Below are 15,909 nucleotides of genomic sequence, written 5' to 3'. Positions count from 1 at the left end.
GCGAGGCCGGTGCACGGGGTGCGGCCGCACATACGGTGCGCGGTCGCGGCTCGGCACCGGCCGACCGGATCCGGTCGCTGTGTGGCGATAACGAACCGGATGCCGGACGGCGACATCTTTCGCAGGGGTGTCGCACACGGGCGATATCCGTATCGTGAGGCGGGCCAGGCTCGCAGAGGAGGGGATATGCCACCGGATAACACTCCTGCGCTGGAATTGAGCGGTCTGTACAAGCGATTCGGCGGACCGTGGGTGGTCGACGGGGTGAGCTTGGCCGTGCCGCCCGGGTCGTTCTTCGGACTGGTGGGGCCCAACGGCGCCGGTAAGACCACCACGTTGTCGATGGCGGTCGGGTTGGTGCGGCCGGATGCGGGGCGGGCGCAGATCTTCGGCGCCGATGTGTGGGCGGATCCGGTGCGGGCCAAGACGATCGTCGGCGTGCTGCCGGACGGTCTGGCCGTGCCGGAGCGGCTCACCGGTCGCGAATTGCTCACCTACACCGGGCTTTTGCGCGGTATGCCGGCGGGGACGGTGGCCGAGCGCGCTCAGGAATTGCTCTCGGTGCTGGAACTGACCGAGGCGGAACACACTCTGGTCGTGGATTATTCGGCCGGGATGCGCAAGAAGATCGGGCTCGCCACCGCACTGTTGCACGGGCCCAAGCTGCTGGTGCTCGACGAACCGTTCGAGGCGGTGGATCCGGTGTCGGCCAGTACCATTCGCACGATTCTGCAGCGGTTCGTCACCGCCGGCGGATCGGTGGTGTTGTCCAGTCATGTGATGGCGCTGGTGGAGAATCTGTGCGATCACCTCGCCGTCATCGACAAGGGACGGGTGGTCGCCGCCGGATCGGTCGCCGAGGTGCGTGGCGAGGGCAGTCTCGAGGAGGCGTTCGTCCGCCTGGTCGGCGGCCGCATCGGCGGAGACGAGGGGCTGTCGTGGTTGGCGTCCTGATCCGGATGCGCTGGCGGCTGACCGTCCGCGCGATGACCAGCGGCCGGGCCGCGGTCGGCTTCTGGATCGGATTGTTCGTCGGCCTCGTCGCAGCCGTCGGCACGGCCGTGCTGATGGCCATCGCCGGGCACGGCTGGGAGCCGCGGGCCGCGATCAATGTGGCCGCCACCCTGTACGCGGTGTGGACACTCGGCTGGCTGGCCGGCCCCATCCTCACCGGCAGCAGCGACGAAACCCTGCAGCCCGAACATTTCCGGCTGCTGCCGCTGAGCTACCGCCAATTGTCGATAGGTCTCGCGGCGGTGGCCTTCACCGGCCCGGCCGGTGCGGTGAATCTGATCGCCTTCGCCGGGCTGCTCGCCCTCGGCATCCAGTTGGGCGTCGTACCAGCGGTGTTCGCCGTCCTCGGAATGTGTCTGCAGCTCGTCTTCGTGGTGCTGTTGTCCCGCGCCCTGCTCGCGTGGATCGGTGCCGCGATGCGGTCGCGACGCGGTCGCGATCTGGGAGTGGTCCTCGCCGCTCTGACCGGACTCGCCTATTACCCGCTGCAACTGTTGCTGTCGTATCTGGGCCCGCGCCTGGAACATGTGTCGCCGGGCCTGGGCGCGACCTTGCGGATCCTGCCCTCGGGGTGGGCGCCCTATGCCGTGCAGGCTGCCGAGGAGGGCCGGTGGTGGTTCGGTGTGGCGGCACTGGCCGGACTCGCCGCGCTGTCGGCGCTGCTGTGGCAGGCGTGGGCGGTGTTGCTGCGCCGGCGCCTCACGACCGCTGCGGCTGCGGCCGGTCCCGTTCGCGCACAGGCGGGTTCGGGCCGGCTGGAGCGGATGATCCGCCCGACTCCCGTCGGCGCGGTCGTCCTCAAGGAGTTGCGCACGTGGTGGCGCGACGGCCGGCGACGTGCTGCGCTGTTGCCGCTGATACTCGTCGGTGTCGTGCTGCCGATCTTCCTCGGCCTGCAGAACGGCGGGGCCAGTGTGCCGTTCGCCGGGTTGTTCGTGGTGTGGCTGGCCGCGATGGCCGGCGCGAACATGTACGCCTTCGACGGCACCGCACTGTGGCACACCCTGGTGATTCCGGGCGCGGTGCGTGCCGATGTGCGGGGCCGCATCATCGGCTGGCTGGTGCTGGTCGGTCCCGTGGCGGTGGTACTCACCCTCGTGCTGCCCGGTGCGGTCGGCGCGGCGCGGTGGTATCCGTGGGTGGTGTCGATGCTGCCGGTGGTACTCGGTGTCGGCGTCGCGGCCGCGATGCTGTTGTCGGTTTACGCCGCGTATCCCCTTCCGCAGCAACGCGGTAACCCGTTCGCCGGCAACAGTGGCAATCCGGGCTGTGCGCGCGCACTGATACAACTCGCGGTCGCCTTCGGCCAGCTGATCGTCGGCCTGCCGGTGCTGGGCCTGCTCGTCCTCGGCACGTACCTCGGCAACGCGCTCGTCGAATGGGGTGCGCTTCCGGTGGGCCTGGCACTGGGCCTCGGCGCGGCCGTACTGGGTGCGCACCTCGCCACCCGGCGCATCGAATCCCATGGGCCGGAACTGCTCGCCGAGGTGAAGCCGCGATGATCCCGAGGCGATCCGCCGGAAACCCGAGGCCTGCGGCCGGCAGTTCGCCGAGGCCGGCCGGGTAGGGTTCCGGCGGATCCGTCAGCGCAGCGTGGGGATCCGCATCGTCTCCGCCATGATGCGGGCGCCCTCGTCGTTGAGGTGCAGTCCGTCGCCGCTGTCGAGATCCGGGCGGATGAAGTCGGGTCGCTCCGGGTCCGCCACCGCGGTCGCCACATCGAAGACGGCGTCGAAAACCGTTGTGGTCCGCAGCCATTCGTTGACGACGACGCGCACCGGCAGTGCGGGATCCACATTCACCTCCGGATAGATCACCCCGGCGAAGGGCCCGATCGTATTGGCATAGACGGGCAGTCCGGCGGCGTGTGCCCGCGCGGCGAGTTCGGTGTAACCGGCGATCAGATCGTCGGCGGCGGCCACCTCGCCCAGCCCGAGGTCGTTGATACCGAGATTGACCACCACGTGGGTGACGCCCGGCACCGCGAGCACATCGCGGTCGAACCGGGCCAGCGCGTGTTCGCCGACCTCGTCGGTGAGCAGCTGGTTGCCGCCGATGCCCTGATTGACCACCCAGCCGCGGGTCAGCAGCGAATTCAGCGCGTCGACCGAGCGGCGATTCGCGCCGACCGTGGTGCCGGCGCCGTCGAACCACGAGTCACCGAACGCCACCACCACCGGGGTGTCGGCGTCGGCGAGCACGTCGACACCCGTCACATAGAAGCGCGAGGCAACCTCCTCGACCTGGGACAGGTCCGGATCGGCGGTGTGATCACCGGCGACCACGGCGGCGATCTCCATCGGCTGATGTGAGAAGGTCGCGAGTCCGGTCGGCTTCGGCAGATACAGGCTCAGCAGGAGATCGTCGCCGCCGTCCACCGCGAGATCGACCGCGTCGCTGACCAGTTCGCCACCTGCCGGGATGCGCACCCGGTCGGCTCCGTCGAAACGCAGCACGGTATCGGTCTCGGCGACGGTCGCGAACCCGCTCTTGCGCAACGCGATTCGAGCGGCACCGATCTCGAGCGCGTCGCGTCCGTACCGATTGCTCAATCGCACCCGAAGCTGCCGCCCGCCGCCGGCCATGTGCAGCACCTGGCGCACGGTCCGATCGGTGAACCCCCGGGGTTCGGTCAACTGGAACTGCTCGTAGGGGCTGATGATCGCGGAGCGGAATCCGGCGAGCCAGGTGCTGGTCATGACATCTCCATTTAGTTGCTGCGAGGAATATCCCCGCAGCAATAATATGGAAGATATTCCTCATGTCAACTATCCGCGCAACAACTGTGCGTTAGGCTGACCGCATGGAGCACACGCACGCCGCCGACGTCTTCGACGACCCGCGCCTCTCCGACATCGGCATGCTGTTCGAGGCGACGAGCGGCATCCGCCGCAAACTCGAACCGACCTGGTCGGCCAACGGGCTGTCGGTGCTGGACTTCACCGCACTCATGCGTCTGAGCCGCTCGCCGGGCCGTCGGCTGCGCATGACCGATCTGGCCGATCAGGCCCAGCTGTCGACCAGTGGTGTCACCCGCCTGGTGGATCGGCTCGAACGCAACGGATTCGCCCGTCGCCAGTCCGACCCGAACGACCGCCGCAGCTCCTATGCCGCCCTCACCGCCGCCGGTGCGACGCGCCTGGCGAAGGTGCTGCCGGAATATCTGAAGATCCTCGACACCTGGTTCTACGGTCAGCTCACCCCGGAGCAGTGCGAGGCGCTGATCAGCGGACTCCGGATCATCCGCGACGCCACCTTCCCCGAAGCCGGCCGGCTCTCCGACTGATCCGGTGCCGGGGTAGCCGAATGCTCGCGTTCACCGCACGGTCCGGTATCGCCCGGTCCCTATTGCCGAGATTCGCCCGGTTCGGCTCGTAGACTCGACCGATACGAGTTACTTCCCAGCGACATCGGTCGACGACGGGAGCGGCGCATGGCTGATCACGTTCGAACAGACGCTGAGCTCGGTTCGCCACCCACCGGTGCCAGACGGTGGTACGCCCTCGCGGTCCTCGCGCTGGGGCTCGCGATGGTGACACTGGACGGCACCGCCGTCGGTGTCTCGCTGCCGGCGATCATCGATGATCTGGGACTCGATTTCACCCAGGCGCAGTGGGTTTTCTGCGTGTACTCGGTGGTGCTCGCGGTCCTGCTGATCACCGCCGGCCGGATCGGCGACCGCTTCGGCCGCCGCGCCCTCTTCGCGCTCGGAGTGCTGATCTTCGTCGGTGGCAGCCTGTTGGCCGCCTCCGCCGATTCCGCGAGCCCGCTCATCTGGGGCCGGCTCGTGCAGGGCATCGGCGGTGCGGCGGTCGTGGCGGGATCTTTGGGCACGGTAGCCGCGACGTTCCACGGTCGCGCACGCGTGATCGCGTTCACCGCGTGGGTGGTCGCCCCGGCCGCCGCGGCGGTCGTCGGCGCGGCGCTCGGCGGGTGGTTCGTCGACTCCTTCACCTGGCCGTGGATCTTCCTGATCAACGTGCCGATCGCGGTGGTCGTACTGATCGGGACCGTGCTCGTGCCCGAAACCCGCATCGGCGCCGCGGCCACCGGACCGGATGTGGACGGATGGCTGCTCAGTACCGCCGGGTTCGCGCTGGTGATCTTCGCCCTCATCGAGGGGCAGCGCTACGGCTGGCTGCGGCCGCGGCGAGAGTTCACCGTGTTCGGCGTGACCTGGTCGACCCAATCGGCGAGTTCGCCCATACCCTTCGTACTCGGCGTGGGGGTGCTGCTGCTGGTGCTGTTCGTCTTCTGGGAACGACATCGGGTGAAGGTGGAACATGCCGCGCTGGTGGACTTCTCGCATCTGCGCGATCCCCGGCACTGGGGCGACGGCGCGGCCCTGCTGATCGCGGCGGCGCAGTTCGGACTGCTCTTCGTGCTGCCGCTGTACCTGGTGAACTGCCTCGGGTTGTCCACGCTGCGAACGGGTTCGATTCTCGTGGTACTGACCGGATGCGCGCTCATCTCGGCGGTCCTGACCGCCGGACCACTGCGAACGGTACCTCCACTGTGGCTGGTACGGATCGGCCTGGCGATCGCGTTGCTCGCGATGGCGGTGACCGCGCTGGCGCTGACCTCGACGATTCCGGTGTGGGTGCCGACCGTGCTACTGGCCTGCTACGGCATCGGTCTCGGGCTGGCCGCCGCCCCGCTCACGGCGAGTATGCGGGGCGGCGCGGGAGCCGTGGCATCGGATCCGGGATCGATCACCGCGGCCACGGCCCGGCCCGCCGGTGCCGCGCTGGGTGTGGCGGTGCTCGGCAGTACCCTTTCGATCGGTCTCGGCCACTTCCTGCCGGACCGGTTGAGCTACGTCCCGGGCCTGGCCACCCGCGCCGCCGGGGCCGTGGGTGCGGCCACCCGCGATTCGGCGGGCGGCGCGATCGCCGGCCTGCGTGCCCAGCACGCACCGGCCGCGGTCACCGACGCGCTGGCCAACGGATTCGCCGACGCGACCCGCGTGGCCCTGCTCGGCGTCGCGGTCGTGCTGCTCCTCGCGTTCGTGGTCGCGACACGCATTCCGTCCGACACCGAGCAGACCGGCACCGAGCAGACCGGCACCGAGCAGACCGGCACCGAGCAGACCGGCGCCGGGCGGATCGATGGCGAACCGCCCGGCGCGGTGGCCCGCGACCGAGACCTGGAGCGACCCGAGTCGCGCCCGACCACCGATGGCGAGGGCGCCGCGCCGGTCGAAGGCGGCGACGCGACGTAGCGATCCCGCGGTCACCGCACGGGATCGCCCGTCGCCGTCACCAGTCGATCAGGTCGAGTTCGTGCAGCCGCCGGAACACCAGCATCGAGCCGGGCGCGACATGCGGCATGGCCGCGTACTCGCCGACGGTGAAGTAGCGCAGTTCCGCGATCTCGCTCGTCGGCGTCGGTTCGCCGGTGAGATCCGCGGTGAAACAGGTCATGTGCAGTGCGGTGCCCGGCGTGTGCCCGTACGCCTCACATTCGAAGACACCGAGCTCGTCATGGGCCGTCACCTCGACACCCAGTTCCTCCCGCACCTCGCGGTACAACGCCTGCACCGGTGATTCGCCGGGGTCGATCTTCCCGCCCGCCATGTAGAACACCTCTTTGCCGGTCGACCGTGTCTGCAGCAGACGACGATCCCGGATGTGGGCGAGCGCGGCGGTGCGAATCATGGAGGGAGCCTTCACGATACGGTCGGTACGGGCGGGCGCGGAGCTCATTGGGCGGCCGGTGCCAGCTTCCAGTGTTCGTGCAGGGCCGAGGCGATCTCGGGCAGCAGGGTGACCGGTATCCGCTTCTCCCGCAGGATCCGGCGAATCTCGGCGACCTGTTCGCGCTTGCGATGTTCGTAGGCGTTGGACACCGGATGCCGCACCGGCGGAATGCTGAGCAGGACCAGCTCGTCGTGCGGTTCGTCGCCGCCGGTCAGATCCAGCGCGAGCGACCAGCGGGCGCGCTCGTCGAGGGCGAACCGGCCTGCCACCACACGATTCCACTCCAGCCGCGATTCGCCCCACGGGGTGCGCCGATAGATCGCGCGGTCGGTGAGAACGACGACATCGCGACCGAACAGCGCCACCAGTAGCGCGATGCCCGCCACCGCCCCGGCCAGCAGCCCGGTGAAGATCCGGTTCACCCCGAACAGGACCACCACGGCACCACAGATCACCAGCACCGACAGCGCGGCGAGCGCACTGTAGGTGAGAGTGCGGCGGCCGGTGACGACACCGGCCCGCACCGCACGCATCGGCCCGCGGGACCGGCGGGAGATATCGGGTTCGGAAACCGGCGGGACGTCGTCACTCATGGTGATACCTCGAAGATCGCTCGCGCGGTGCTCAGCCGCGCAGCGGGACTGCGGCCTCGGCGGTGTAGACCAGGAAGGTCAAGCTCTCCTGGAAGTACAGCTGCACGCTCTCCGCGTCGTGGGACAGGTAGCCGATCGACAGATCCTGACCCAGTTGCAGATCGAAGTCGCCGCCGCGGGTGGTCAGCACGAAGGCGCCGTCGATGGCGGGTGCCCAGATGATCTCGCCCTCGGGGATCAACCGCTCGATATGCGTGCGGATCGGATGGCCGTGGTCGGAGGTCTCACTCACGGCCGTGTACAGATCGGCGCTCAGCAGCACCGAATACGGCCCGTCGACACCGGCGAGTCGCAACTTGCTCAATGCCTGGGCGATGGCCTCGGGGATGAGGCGCGGATCGCTCGGCGCGGTGACGGGGGTGTTCGACACGGCCGCCCGGATGCCGGTGATCCCGGCGGCGGGGTAGCCCTCGAAGACGGCGCGGTCCTCGGCGAACGCGATCTTGCGGGCGGCATCCTTCACCGGATCCAGATCGGCGTCCTCGGCGCCGCGCTCGACGTTGTCGAGCTCCTCACGGGAGAGCGTGAACGGCACCCGCAACTCGACCAGCGGCGCCACCAGGCGCTGGCGGGCCTGCACGCCCTGATCCGGCGCGTCGATGACGGTGGTGCGTCCCAATCCGACCGCGGAGTAGTCGGTGCCGTGCGGACCGGACAGGTCCACCACCCGGCGACCGGCGATATGACGCCGGAAGGTGCGCGTCGCCTCCTCCTCGATGGCCGACCACGCCTCGGAGGTGATCGGCGCGAGTTCACGGTGCAGATTGTTCATTGAGGAATCCTTTTCAACGTGCCGATACCGAGGGAGCCGTCGCCGGAAGGCGCGGCCACGGGCAGCTCGGCGATACCTGCTGCCCCGAGTTCCAGGTCCTGTTCCGGCTTCGCCTCCTGCTCGGGGGCGTCGGGAAGGTCGTCGAAGAAATCGTTGGCCGGGGTGAAGAACAGGGTGCCGGTGATCGCGGTGGAGAAATCGAGAATCCGATCGTAGGGCGCTTCGTCGCTGCCGAGGAACATGCGCACCAGCATCCGTTCGGTGACATCCGGGGTGGCCGCGTAAGCGATGTAGTACGTGCCGAATTCGCCCTCGCGGACACTGCCGAAGGGCATGTTGGCGCGCAGGATCTGACGTTCGGTGCCGTCCGGGTCGATCAGGGTGTTGACCGCCACATGGGAATCCGCCGGCTTGTCCTCGTCGGACAGTTCCAGATCCTCGAGTTTGGTACGGCCGATGACGAGCTGCTGCTCCTCGACGGTCAGCGAACTCCACGCCTCCAGATCGTGCAGATACTTCTGCACGACGACGTAACTTCCGCCGGCGAAGGCTGGATCCTCGTCACCGATCAGTGCCGCGGCGACCGCGGCGGGGCCCTCGGGATTCTCGGTGCCGTCGACGAAGCCGAGCAGATCGCGCTGTTCGAAATAGCGGAATCCGACCGTCTCGTCGATGATCGTTGCCGCGCCCTTCAACCGGGAACCGATCAACATCGCCAATTCGAAACAGGCGTCCGGCAATTCGCCCTTGATGTGAAACAGCAGATCGCCCGGCGTGGCCGGAGCCTGATGCTTCGCCCCGGCGTAGCCCGGAAATTCGTGCAGTTCAGCGGGTTTGGGGCCGGCGAACAGCCGATCCCAGGCGGCGGAACCGATACTCGTCACGCAGGACAGCCGCGTCTGCGGCACCCGGAATCCGATCGAGCGCCGCAGTCCCGCCAGATCGGCGAGAAGCTCGCGCACCACCGGCTCACCGCCCTCGTCGATGGTCGCGACGAGGAAGATCGCGGCGCGCGAGAGCGGATCGAGGATCGGCTGCGGCTCACCCATGATCAACAGGGTACGGTGCTCGCCCGACAGGGCGTGCGGACGGCCCGGGCCGGCGAGACCGGCCTCACTTCGCGACGGTCAGCAGGAATACCGCGTCGTCGATCGCTTTCACACTGTGCCGGGCCGACGGAATGACCAGCAGATCGCCGGGCGATCCCTTCCACTCGTTGGTGCCGCAGATCAGAATCAGGGTTCCGTTCAGAACCTGCAGGGTGGCTTCACCGTGAGTTTCGTGCTCGGCCAGGCTCTGGCCGGCGGTCAGCGCGATCAGGGTCTGGCGCAGGCTGTGGGTGTGGCCGCCGTAGAGGGTTTGCGAACTGCGTCCACTCGTGGCGGATGCGGCCAGTTTCAGCTGCTGGCGAGCCGCCGCCGTCAGCGATTTCTTGTCCATGATCTGCCTCTCGCGGTTCAGCCGGGATCGGGGCTGTGGTCACAGGCTGGATATCGCTGAGTATGCCGGACCCACCTCGCCCGGTCGGGCGTTTCGCCGATGCGATTCGGGTTCGAGACCTGCCGGGTCCGTTCAGCCGACGGTCGCGGGGGCGGTGTCGCGGGCGAAGCGCCGGATCCGGTAACGCAGACCCGACCGCGACTGCGACCACGGCGCGTCCTCCACCTGCCACTCGCCCTCGATCGCGGGTGCGTAGGCGTCGCCGGGGATATCGGTGTCGACTTCGGTGACCATCAGGTCGGTCGCGTAATCCATTGCCTGCCGGTAGATTTCGCCGCCACCGATGATCCATACGGTGTCGGCGGCGGCCAGTGCGATGGCGCCGGCCACCGAATCGGCGCGTTCGGCGCCCGGTGCCGACCACTGCGATTGCCGCGTGATGACGATATTGCGCCGCCCGGGCAGCGGCCGGAAGCGCGCGGGCAGCGAATCCCAGGTGCGCCGGCCCATCAGGACCGGATGATCGGCGGTGACCGTTTTGAAATGCGCCATATCCTCGGGCACCCGCCACGGAATGGCGTTGTCGGCGCCGATCACGCCCGCCGGGGTCTGTGCCCAGATCAGCCCGATGCGGCTCATACCGCCACCGGCGCCTTGATCGCCGGATGATGGCGGTAGTCGAGCACCTCCACATCCTCGAAGGCATAGTCGAACAGGCTCGGCGCGGGCCGCAGATGCAGCCGGGGGAACGGATACGGTTCGCGGCTCAGCTGTTCGCGGACCTGGGTCAGATGGTTGTCGTAGATGTGGCAGTCGCCGCCGGTCCAGATGAAATCGCCGGGCTCCAATTCCGTCTGCTGCGCGACCATATGGGTGAGCAGGGCGTAGCTCGCGATATTGAACGGCACCCCGAGGAACAGGTCGGCGCTGCGCTGGTACAGCTGACAGGACAGTTTTCCGTCCGCCACGTGGAATTGGAAGAACGCGTGGCAAGGCGCCAGCGCCATCTTGTCCAGCTCCGCCACATTCCAGGCCGAGACGATGATCCGGCGGGAATCCGGGTCGGTGCGCAGGGTTTGCAAAACCTGCGCTATCTGGTCGATATGGGTGCCGTCCGGCGTGGGCCAGCTGCGCCACTGGACCCCGTAGACCGGGCCCAGTTCACCGTGCGCGTCGGCCCATTCGTCCCAGATCGTGACGCCGTGCTCGTGTAGCCAGCGGATATTGGAATCGCCGCGCAGGAACCACAGCAATTCGTAGACGATCGACTTCAGATGCACCTTTTTCGTGGTGATCAGCGGGAATCCGGCGGAGAGGTCGTAGCGCAGCTGATGTCCGAAGATCGAACGCGTACCCGTCCCGGTGCGGTCGGATTTCGGCGTACCGCGCTCGAGTACCAGCCGCAGCAGATCCTCGTACTGAGTGTCGTTTCCGGGCGCGCCGTCCATATCCGCAAGCCTAGCCTTCGGGCGACCACCGCCCTCATCGCCCGGTGGTCCGCTGGCTAGCCTGGGGCACCGTGCGCATGCTCTATGTGATCGGAATCGGCGCGGGCGATCCCCGGCAGGTGACCGTGCAGGCGGTCGAGGCGATTCGGCAGGTCGACACGTTCTTCGTCATCGGCAAGGGCGGGACCAAGCGGGAACTGACCGAGGTCCGCGCCGCGATCCTCGCCGGACACGCCGATCCGGAGCATCGCGTGGTGTCCATCGCCGATCCGCCGCGCGAACGCACGGTCGAGGGCGCCGCCGATTACCGCGAGGTGGTCGAGGACTGGCATCGCCGCCGCGCCGAACTGCTGGCCGAGGCATTCGATGCCACCGAGGGGGTCGGCGGCATCCTGGTCTGGGGTGATCCCTCGCTCTACGACAGCACCCTGCGGATGGTGCGGCGAGTGCTGGACGCGGGAACGCGATTCGAGTACGCGGTGATCCCGGGCGTCACCAGCGCCCAGGCGCTGGCGGCGGCCCATCGCATCGTGCTGCACGAGATCGGCGAACCGGTGCACATCACCACCGGCCGCCGCCTGCGCACCGAGGGCGCGGCGGCCGACGGGTCGACACTGGTGATGCTCGACGGCGAGTGCTCGTTCACGCAGGTACCCGGCGACGATCTGCACATCTGGTGGGGTGCCTACCTGGGCATGCCGGACGAGACGTTGATCGAGGGTCCGCTGCGCGCGGTCGAGGATCGAATCGTTCGGCGCCGCAACGAACTTCGGGAAGCCAAAGGATGGGTGATGGACATATACCTCTTGCGCAGAGCCGATTAGCGGGTGTTCGTGCCGCAGATATGTCCGAAATAGCCCCAAAATTGCTGTGGAATAAATCGATACGAATGTGATCCAGACCACCGGCCGGTGTCGAATCACTGTCATTCGATCGAAATCCGACTGGAGGTCTTCATGGCAGGGCAGCATTCGGCGGCATCGGGGCAGTGGTGCCGGCGCGTTGGTTCCTCACTCGTCATCGGCGCGTTGCCACTGACCGTGGCGCTGTGGCAGACGGGTGTGGCGGGGGCGGCCGCACCGACCGCCGATGCGGGTGTGGCGCCGGCCGCCGGGATGCTGCCGGACGCCGGAACCGTCGCGGCCGGCGTCTCGAGCGCGGCGGATGCCGTGGCACGCGTAGTCACCCAGGCCAACCCGTGGCAGTTCCAGCCGAGTGCCGCGACCGACCCGGCCGTACCGCCGTTCGCCGCGGCGGTCGCCGATGCCGAACCGAATGCCTCCGCCGCAGCGCCGGCCGCCGCACCCGCCCCGGGCGCCGTCTCGTCGAACCGCAACGCCGCCAACAGCACTCGGGCGGTTCCCGATCTCACCGCGCCGGCCATGGTGAATCCGGGCGCGCTGCATCTGCCCGACTTCGCCCATCCGGCGCCGCAGGTGGCGCCGATCAAGGCGCCCGACGGCACCATCCGGATCGGTTCGGTCGTCACGCCCCGGCCCGACTTCATCGATCCGCAGCTGTCCGCGCAGATCAACGATTCGGCCGCGCAGACCGAGGCGGGGCTGGCCCAGACCTTGGACTCGGCCGGGTTCGAGCCGTCGCGCTCGGACCGCATCGCCGCGGACACCCTCGGCGGCGCGGTGATCGGGTCCAGCGTGGGCAATATCGTCAGCAGCCCCATCGCGAGTACCAGCGCGGTCGTCGGCGCGGTCGCCGGTTTCATCGCCGGGATCCCGTTCCTGCCCGCAGGCCTGGTCGTCATGCCGATCGTCGGCGCGGCCATCGGTTACGCGGTGATCGCGGCGCCGGCCGCTGCCGCGGGCGCCGCGATCGGCGCTGGAGTGGGCGCGATCGAGGGTGCGGTCGCCCCCGGTGTGGCCACACCGCCGCAGGCGGCTCCCGCTCAGATGTGATCCGCATCGCGTTCGGCTGTGATTCGCGCGTTCCGTGATGCCGACGGCCGTGTTCTCCCCGTGGGAACGCGGCCGTCCGCGTCGGCCGGGCCGGCGGCCGTCGCGCGAATGCGGCCGGTTGTCGGTGGGCGCCGGTAGGCTGCGGGAATGCCCGAGTTGCCGGAGATCATGGCGCTCGAACAGTTTCTGGTCGAGCATGCCGTCGGCGCGGTTGTCGGGCGGGTCGACGTCGCGGCACTGAGTGTGCTCAAGACGTTCGATCCGCCGGTGACCGCGCTGTCCGGGCGTGACGTCACGGGCGCCGGGCATTGGGGTAAGCATCTGGGCCTCGACTGCGACGGGCTGTGGCTGATCACGCATCTGTCCCGCGGCGGCTGGCTGCGCTGGATCGACGAACCCGGTGCCGCGCCACCGAAACCCGGAAAAGGCCCACTGGCGCTGCGGGTCCACTTCTTCACCCCCGAGGGCGCGACGCCCGCCTTCGATCTCACCGAGGCCGGGACCAAGAAGCGCCTCGCGGTCTGGATCACCGAGGACCCGCGGTCGGTGCCCGGAATCGCCCGCCTGGGCCCCGACGCGCTCGAGATCTCCGAGGACCAGTTCGCCGAACTCCTCGCCGGCACCTCGCAGCGATTGAAGACCGTCTTGGCCGATCAGACCGTGCTGGCAGGCATCGGCAACGCCTACTCCGACGAGATCCTGCACGCCGCCCGGCTCTCACCCTTCGCCACCGCCTCCACACTCGGCGCGGACAAGGCCGCCGAGCTGTACCGGGCGATGCGCGCCATCCTCACCGACGCGATCACCCGCTCCGTCGGTCAGGACGCGGCGCGGCTCAAGGGGGAGAAGCGGTCGGGCATGCAGGTGCACGCGCGGACCGGACTGCCGTGCCCGGTCTGCGGTGACACCGTGCGCGAGGTCGCCTACGCCGACAAATCGTTCCAGTACTGCCCGACCTGCCAGACCGGCGGCAAGATCCTCGCCGATCGGCGGATGTCCCGGCTGCTCAAATAGCTCAGACCAGCGCCGGAACCCGGACTCCGTGCCACGCGAGCCGTTTCGCGCGATCCGGATCGACCTCCACCCGCGCCGGGCTGTCGATGATGCGGGTGCTGCGCCGCTGCTCGGTGTACTGCGGCCAGGACGGCAGCGGCTCGCCCTTGCGGGCGAACGACAGCCAGTTGTCCTGGAATTCGCGCTGCACCGCGAGGAAGTCCCGATAGCCGCCGGCCGCGGTGAGGCTACGTCCGATCGCGCTGTCCACGCCGCCGAATACCGGAATCAGATCGAACGCGTGGGTGGCGCCGAAACCGGCCAGCTGGACCGCGCGCGGTGCGTAGTCGAGCCGATAGGCGTAGGTCGGGGCGTGGCGGCTGTGGCCCTCGAGCACCTCCACGGTGGGGCGCCAGAAGACGAAGTCACCGCCCATGCGCACGGCGGCCCGCCGCGACGGATAGCCGGGATAGGCTGCTACGACCCGCTTTTCGAGGTCGGCGTCGCCGCATCGCGACAGCGCCACATGCAGCTGTTCGGCGGTGGTGGGCAGGGTGCGGTCGAAGCGTTTGAACAGGGTCGCCTCGTCGCGGTTGGTGCCGATGATCAGCGGGACGGCGTGGGCGCGCCCGGCGGCGATGGCATCGATCGGATCCATCGGCAGGAAGTCGCCGTCGACGACCGGGGCGGCGGGGAAGCTGCCCGGCTGGCGCCACAGCACGTCGCCGATCGCGCGGTCGGCGGCCTTGCGGATGTCGTTCGCACCGGCGCTGCTCAGCGCCTCGGCCGCGTCGTCCGACGTGGCGCCGAGATTGTCGACGCAGCGCCGGGCGAAGATCCGCGCCTCCTCGGCGGTCAGCGACCAGTCCGCCGGCGCGCTCTGCGCGATGCCTCGATGGAACAGCCCGGCCGCGGCCGGGGTGGCGAGCAGGCTGACCACCGCGTGTGCGCCGGCCGATTCGCCGAAGATGGTCACATTGTTCGGATCACCGCCGAAGGCCGCGATATTGCGCTGCACCCATCGCAGGGCCGCCACCTGGTCGCGCAGACCCAGATTGGATTCGAACGGCCGTGTCGCCGTGGAGAACTCACTGAAGTCGACATAGCCGAAGGCGCCCAGCCGATAGTTGAACGACACGACGATCACATCGCCGCGCAATGCCAGCCGGGCGCCGGAGTACAGCCGCAGCGCCGAGGTACCCAGCACGTACCCGCCACCGTGGATGAACACCATGACCGGCCGGGGCGCGGTGGCCGGTTCCAGGGGCGCGGTGACGTTCAGGGTCAGGCAGTCCTCGCTCGTCGGCTGCGGGCCGCGCGGGCCGATGCGGGCGCCGTCGCGCTGCTGCATCGCGGCGAATCCGTATTCGGTGGCCATGCGCACGCCGGACCAGCTCTCGACGGGCTGCGGCGCGCGGAAACGAAGATCGCCGACGGGCGGCGCGGCGAAGGGAATCGAACGCCACTGCGCGATACGACGCCGCCGGAGACCGCGGACAACGCCGTCGGCGGTCGTGATGTCAACCATTTCCCGATGGTAACCGTTACTGCAGGTACCCTTCGACCTGCTTCACGGGGTTGGCCTGGGCTTCGTCGGGGTTGCCGCCCTGCTCGATGCGGGCCCGCCGCTGCCGCAGCAGATCCCAGCACTGATCGAGCATCACCTCGAGATCGGCCAGCTTGGCCCGCCCGGTCTCGGGATCGAGTTCCCCGCTGGTGGCCTTGGACCGCAGCTGATGCTCCTGCTTCACCAGGTCCTGGATGCGGGCAAGGATGTCCTGTTCGGTCATGAGGCCATGGTACGGCGCGCGGCGGGGTGTGATGCGGTCCTCCCGATGCAGCCTGACGGATCGCGCGGGCACGCCGTCTCGAAGGTCTCCCGGGCATCCTGCGCGACCCCGGGGCGGGTGTCGGCCGTCAACATATGCCGAAACAGCGTGAGGTCGAGGCAAGGTGCTGTGGTGTGCTGGGTGAGCT

Annotated in this window: 17 protein-coding genes; 7 read left to right on the top strand and 10 right to left on the bottom strand. The window is 68.8% G+C overall.

The genetic code is table 11. The features are described from left to right. Positions 1-186: 186 nt before the first annotated feature. Complete coding sequence (locus tag NMI01S_RS10130) at positions 187-954, top strand: ABC transporter ATP-binding protein (RefSeq protein WP_062995905.1); 768 nt, start codon at positions 187-189, stop codon at positions 952-954. Further along, positions 939-2,516, top strand: a complete 1,578-nt coding sequence (locus NMI01S_RS10125) for a hypothetical protein (RefSeq protein ID WP_062995903.1) — start codon at positions 939-941, stop codon at positions 2,514-2,516. The genes NMI01S_RS10130 and NMI01S_RS10125 overlap by 16 nt, the downstream gene beginning before the upstream one ends. 81 nt (positions 2,517-2,597) lie before the next feature. Here the strand turns inward: NMI01S_RS10125 and NMI01S_RS10120 are convergent, their stop codons facing one another. Continuing rightward, positions 2,598-3,713, bottom strand: a complete 1,116-nt coding sequence (locus NMI01S_RS10120) for a GDSL-type esterase/lipase family protein (RefSeq protein ID WP_062995901.1) — start codon at positions 3,711-3,713, stop codon at positions 2,598-2,600. 104 nt (positions 3,714-3,817) lie between these two features. Between NMI01S_RS10120 and NMI01S_RS10115 the strand changes: the two genes are divergently transcribed. Both NMI01S_RS10115 and NMI01S_RS10110 read left to right on the top strand, forming a co-directional pair. Next, a complete protein-coding gene (locus NMI01S_RS10115; RefSeq protein ID WP_062995899.1) occupies positions 3,818-4,300 on the top strand; it encodes a MarR family winged helix-turn-helix transcriptional regulator in 483 nt (160 codons plus the stop codon). A 147-nt stretch (positions 4,301-4,447) separates the two neighbouring features. Beyond that, the gene (locus NMI01S_RS10110) at positions 4,448-6,235 is read left to right on the top strand and encodes an MFS transporter (RefSeq protein ID WP_062995897.1); all 1,788 of its coding nucleotides are present in this window, start codon (positions 4,448-4,450) and stop codon (positions 6,233-6,235) included. A 37-nt stretch (positions 6,236-6,272) separates the two neighbouring features. Here the strand turns inward: NMI01S_RS10110 and NMI01S_RS10105 are convergent, their stop codons facing one another. From NMI01S_RS10105 to NMI01S_RS10075, 7 genes are all read right to left on the bottom strand, one after another. Beyond that, positions 6,273-6,671 (bottom strand): NUDIX hydrolase, encoded by a 399-nt coding sequence (locus NMI01S_RS10105; protein ID WP_084512839.1) that lies wholly within the window; start codon positions 6,669-6,671, stop codon positions 6,273-6,275. Between the two features lie 44 nt (positions 6,672-6,715). Continuing rightward, positions 6,716-7,306 (bottom strand): hypothetical protein, encoded by a 591-nt coding sequence (locus NMI01S_RS10100; RefSeq protein ID WP_245716806.1) that lies wholly within the window; start codon positions 7,304-7,306, stop codon positions 6,716-6,718. 31 nt (positions 7,307-7,337) lie between these two features. Next, on the bottom strand, positions 7,338-8,138 hold the full coding sequence (locus NMI01S_RS10095) for a family 1 encapsulin nanocompartment shell protein (protein WP_036505546.1): 801 nt from the start codon (positions 8,136-8,138) through the stop codon (positions 7,338-7,340). Further along, positions 8,135-9,187 carry a Dyp-type peroxidase gene (locus NMI01S_RS10090; protein ID WP_062995893.1) on the bottom strand — a complete coding sequence of 351 codons (1,053 nt, stop codon included), beginning with the start codon at positions 9,185-9,187 and terminating at the stop codon, positions 8,135-8,137. Before NMI01S_RS10090 ends, NMI01S_RS10095 begins: the two co-directional genes overlap by 4 nt. Before the next feature lie 64 nt (positions 9,188-9,251). Then, positions 9,252-9,578, bottom strand: a complete 327-nt coding sequence (locus tag NMI01S_RS10085; RefSeq protein ID WP_062995892.1) for a cupin domain-containing protein — start codon at positions 9,576-9,578, stop codon at positions 9,252-9,254. 132 nt (positions 9,579-9,710) lie between these two features. Then, positions 9,711-10,217: a dihydrofolate reductase gene (locus NMI01S_RS10080; protein ID WP_062995890.1), complete on the bottom strand. Its 507-nt coding sequence runs from the start codon at positions 10,215-10,217 to the stop codon at positions 9,711-9,713. Continuing rightward, positions 10,214-11,026 (bottom strand): thymidylate synthase, encoded by an 813-nt coding sequence (locus tag NMI01S_RS10075; protein WP_062995888.1) that lies wholly within the window; start codon positions 11,024-11,026, stop codon positions 10,214-10,216. Before NMI01S_RS10075 ends, NMI01S_RS10080 begins: the two co-directional genes overlap by 4 nt. Before the next feature lie 71 nt (positions 11,027-11,097). On the opposite strand from NMI01S_RS10075, the gene cobF reads away from it, so the two are divergent. The 3 genes from cobF (at position 11,098) to NMI01S_RS10060 (ending at position 13,953) form a co-directional block, all read left to right on the top strand. Continuing rightward, positions 11,098-11,850 carry a precorrin-6A synthase (deacetylating) gene (gene cobF, locus NMI01S_RS10070; protein ID WP_062995886.1) on the top strand — a complete coding sequence of 251 codons (753 nt, stop codon included), beginning with the start codon at positions 11,098-11,100 and terminating at the stop codon, positions 11,848-11,850. A 132-nt stretch (positions 11,851-11,982) separates the two neighbouring features. Next, on the top strand, positions 11,983-12,939 hold the full coding sequence (locus NMI01S_RS34045) for a hypothetical protein (protein ID WP_157126118.1): 957 nt from the start codon (positions 11,983-11,985) through the stop codon (positions 12,937-12,939). 147 nt (positions 12,940-13,086) lie between these two features. Continuing rightward, positions 13,087-13,953, top strand: a complete 867-nt coding sequence (locus NMI01S_RS10060) for an Fpg/Nei family DNA glycosylase (protein WP_062995881.1) — start codon at positions 13,087-13,089, stop codon at positions 13,951-13,953. Between the two features lies 1 nt (position 13,954). On the opposite strand, the gene NMI01S_RS10055 is transcribed toward NMI01S_RS10060, so the two are convergent. Then, on the bottom strand, positions 13,955-15,460 hold the full coding sequence (locus NMI01S_RS10055; protein ID WP_062995879.1) for a carboxylesterase/lipase family protein: 1,506 nt from the start codon (positions 15,458-15,460) through the stop codon (positions 13,955-13,957). Between the two features lie 16 nt (positions 15,461-15,476). Further along, a complete protein-coding gene (locus NMI01S_RS10050; RefSeq protein ID WP_062995877.1) occupies positions 15,477-15,722 on the bottom strand; it encodes a DUF2630 family protein in 246 nt (81 codons plus the stop codon). Between the last annotated feature and the right edge of the window lie 187 nt (positions 15,723-15,909).

Source organism: Nocardia mikamii NBRC 108933, from assembly GCF_001613505.1.
In the GTDB taxonomy this organism is placed as follows: Bacteria; Actinomycetota; Actinomycetes; order Mycobacteriales; family Mycobacteriaceae; genus Nocardia; species Nocardia mikamii.
Note: the sequence above shows the minus strand (reverse complement) of the source record. Positions and strands in the feature narration are given on the sequence as shown.

Excerpts from the sequence above, each read along its gene's own strand:
- NMI01S_RS10130 (WP_062995905.1), top strand. The coding sequence starts at position 187 with ATGCCACCGGATAACACTCCTGCGCTGGAATTGAGCGGTCTGTACAAG.
- NMI01S_RS10120 (WP_062995901.1), bottom strand. The coding sequence starts at position 3,713 with ATGACCAGCACCTGGCTCGCCGGATTCCGCTCCGCGATCATCAGCCCC.
- NMI01S_RS10115 (WP_062995899.1), top strand. The coding sequence starts at position 3,818 with ATGGAGCACACGCACGCCGCCGACGTCTTCGACGACCCGCGCCTCTCC.
- NMI01S_RS10110 (WP_062995897.1), top strand. The coding sequence starts at position 4,448 with ATGGCTGATCACGTTCGAACAGACGCTGAGCTCGGTTCGCCACCCACC.
- NMI01S_RS10105 (WP_084512839.1), bottom strand. The coding sequence starts at position 6,671 with ATGATTCGCACCGCCGCGCTCGCCCACATCCGGGATCGTCGTCTGCTG.
- NMI01S_RS10100 (WP_245716806.1), bottom strand. The coding sequence starts at position 7,306 with ATGAGTGACGACGTCCCGCCGGTTTCCGAACCCGATATCTCCCGCCGG.
- NMI01S_RS10095 (WP_036505546.1), bottom strand. The coding sequence starts at position 8,138 with ATGAACAATCTGCACCGTGAACTCGCGCCGATCACCTCCGAGGCGTGG.
- NMI01S_RS10090 (WP_062995893.1), bottom strand. The coding sequence starts at position 9,187 with ATGGGTGAGCCGCAGCCGATCCTCGATCCGCTCTCGCGCGCCGCGATC.
- NMI01S_RS10085 (WP_062995892.1), bottom strand. The coding sequence starts at position 9,578 with ATGGACAAGAAATCGCTGACGGCGGCGGCTCGCCAGCAGCTGAAACTG.
- NMI01S_RS10080 (WP_062995890.1), bottom strand. The coding sequence starts at position 10,217 with ATGAGCCGCATCGGGCTGATCTGGGCACAGACCCCGGCGGGCGTGATC.
- NMI01S_RS10075 (WP_062995888.1), bottom strand. The coding sequence starts at position 11,026 with ATGGACGGCGCGCCCGGAAACGACACTCAGTACGAGGATCTGCTGCGG.
- NMI01S_RS34045 (WP_157126118.1), top strand. The coding sequence starts at position 11,983 with ATGGCAGGGCAGCATTCGGCGGCATCGGGGCAGTGGTGCCGGCGCGTT.
- NMI01S_RS10060 (WP_062995881.1), top strand. The coding sequence starts at position 13,087 with ATGCCCGAGTTGCCGGAGATCATGGCGCTCGAACAGTTTCTGGTCGAG.
- NMI01S_RS10055 (WP_062995879.1), bottom strand. The coding sequence starts at position 15,460 with ATGGTTGACATCACGACCGCCGACGGCGTTGTCCGCGGTCTCCGGCGG.
- NMI01S_RS10050 (WP_062995877.1), bottom strand. The coding sequence starts at position 15,722 with ATGACCGAACAGGACATCCTTGCCCGCATCCAGGACCTGGTGAAGCAG.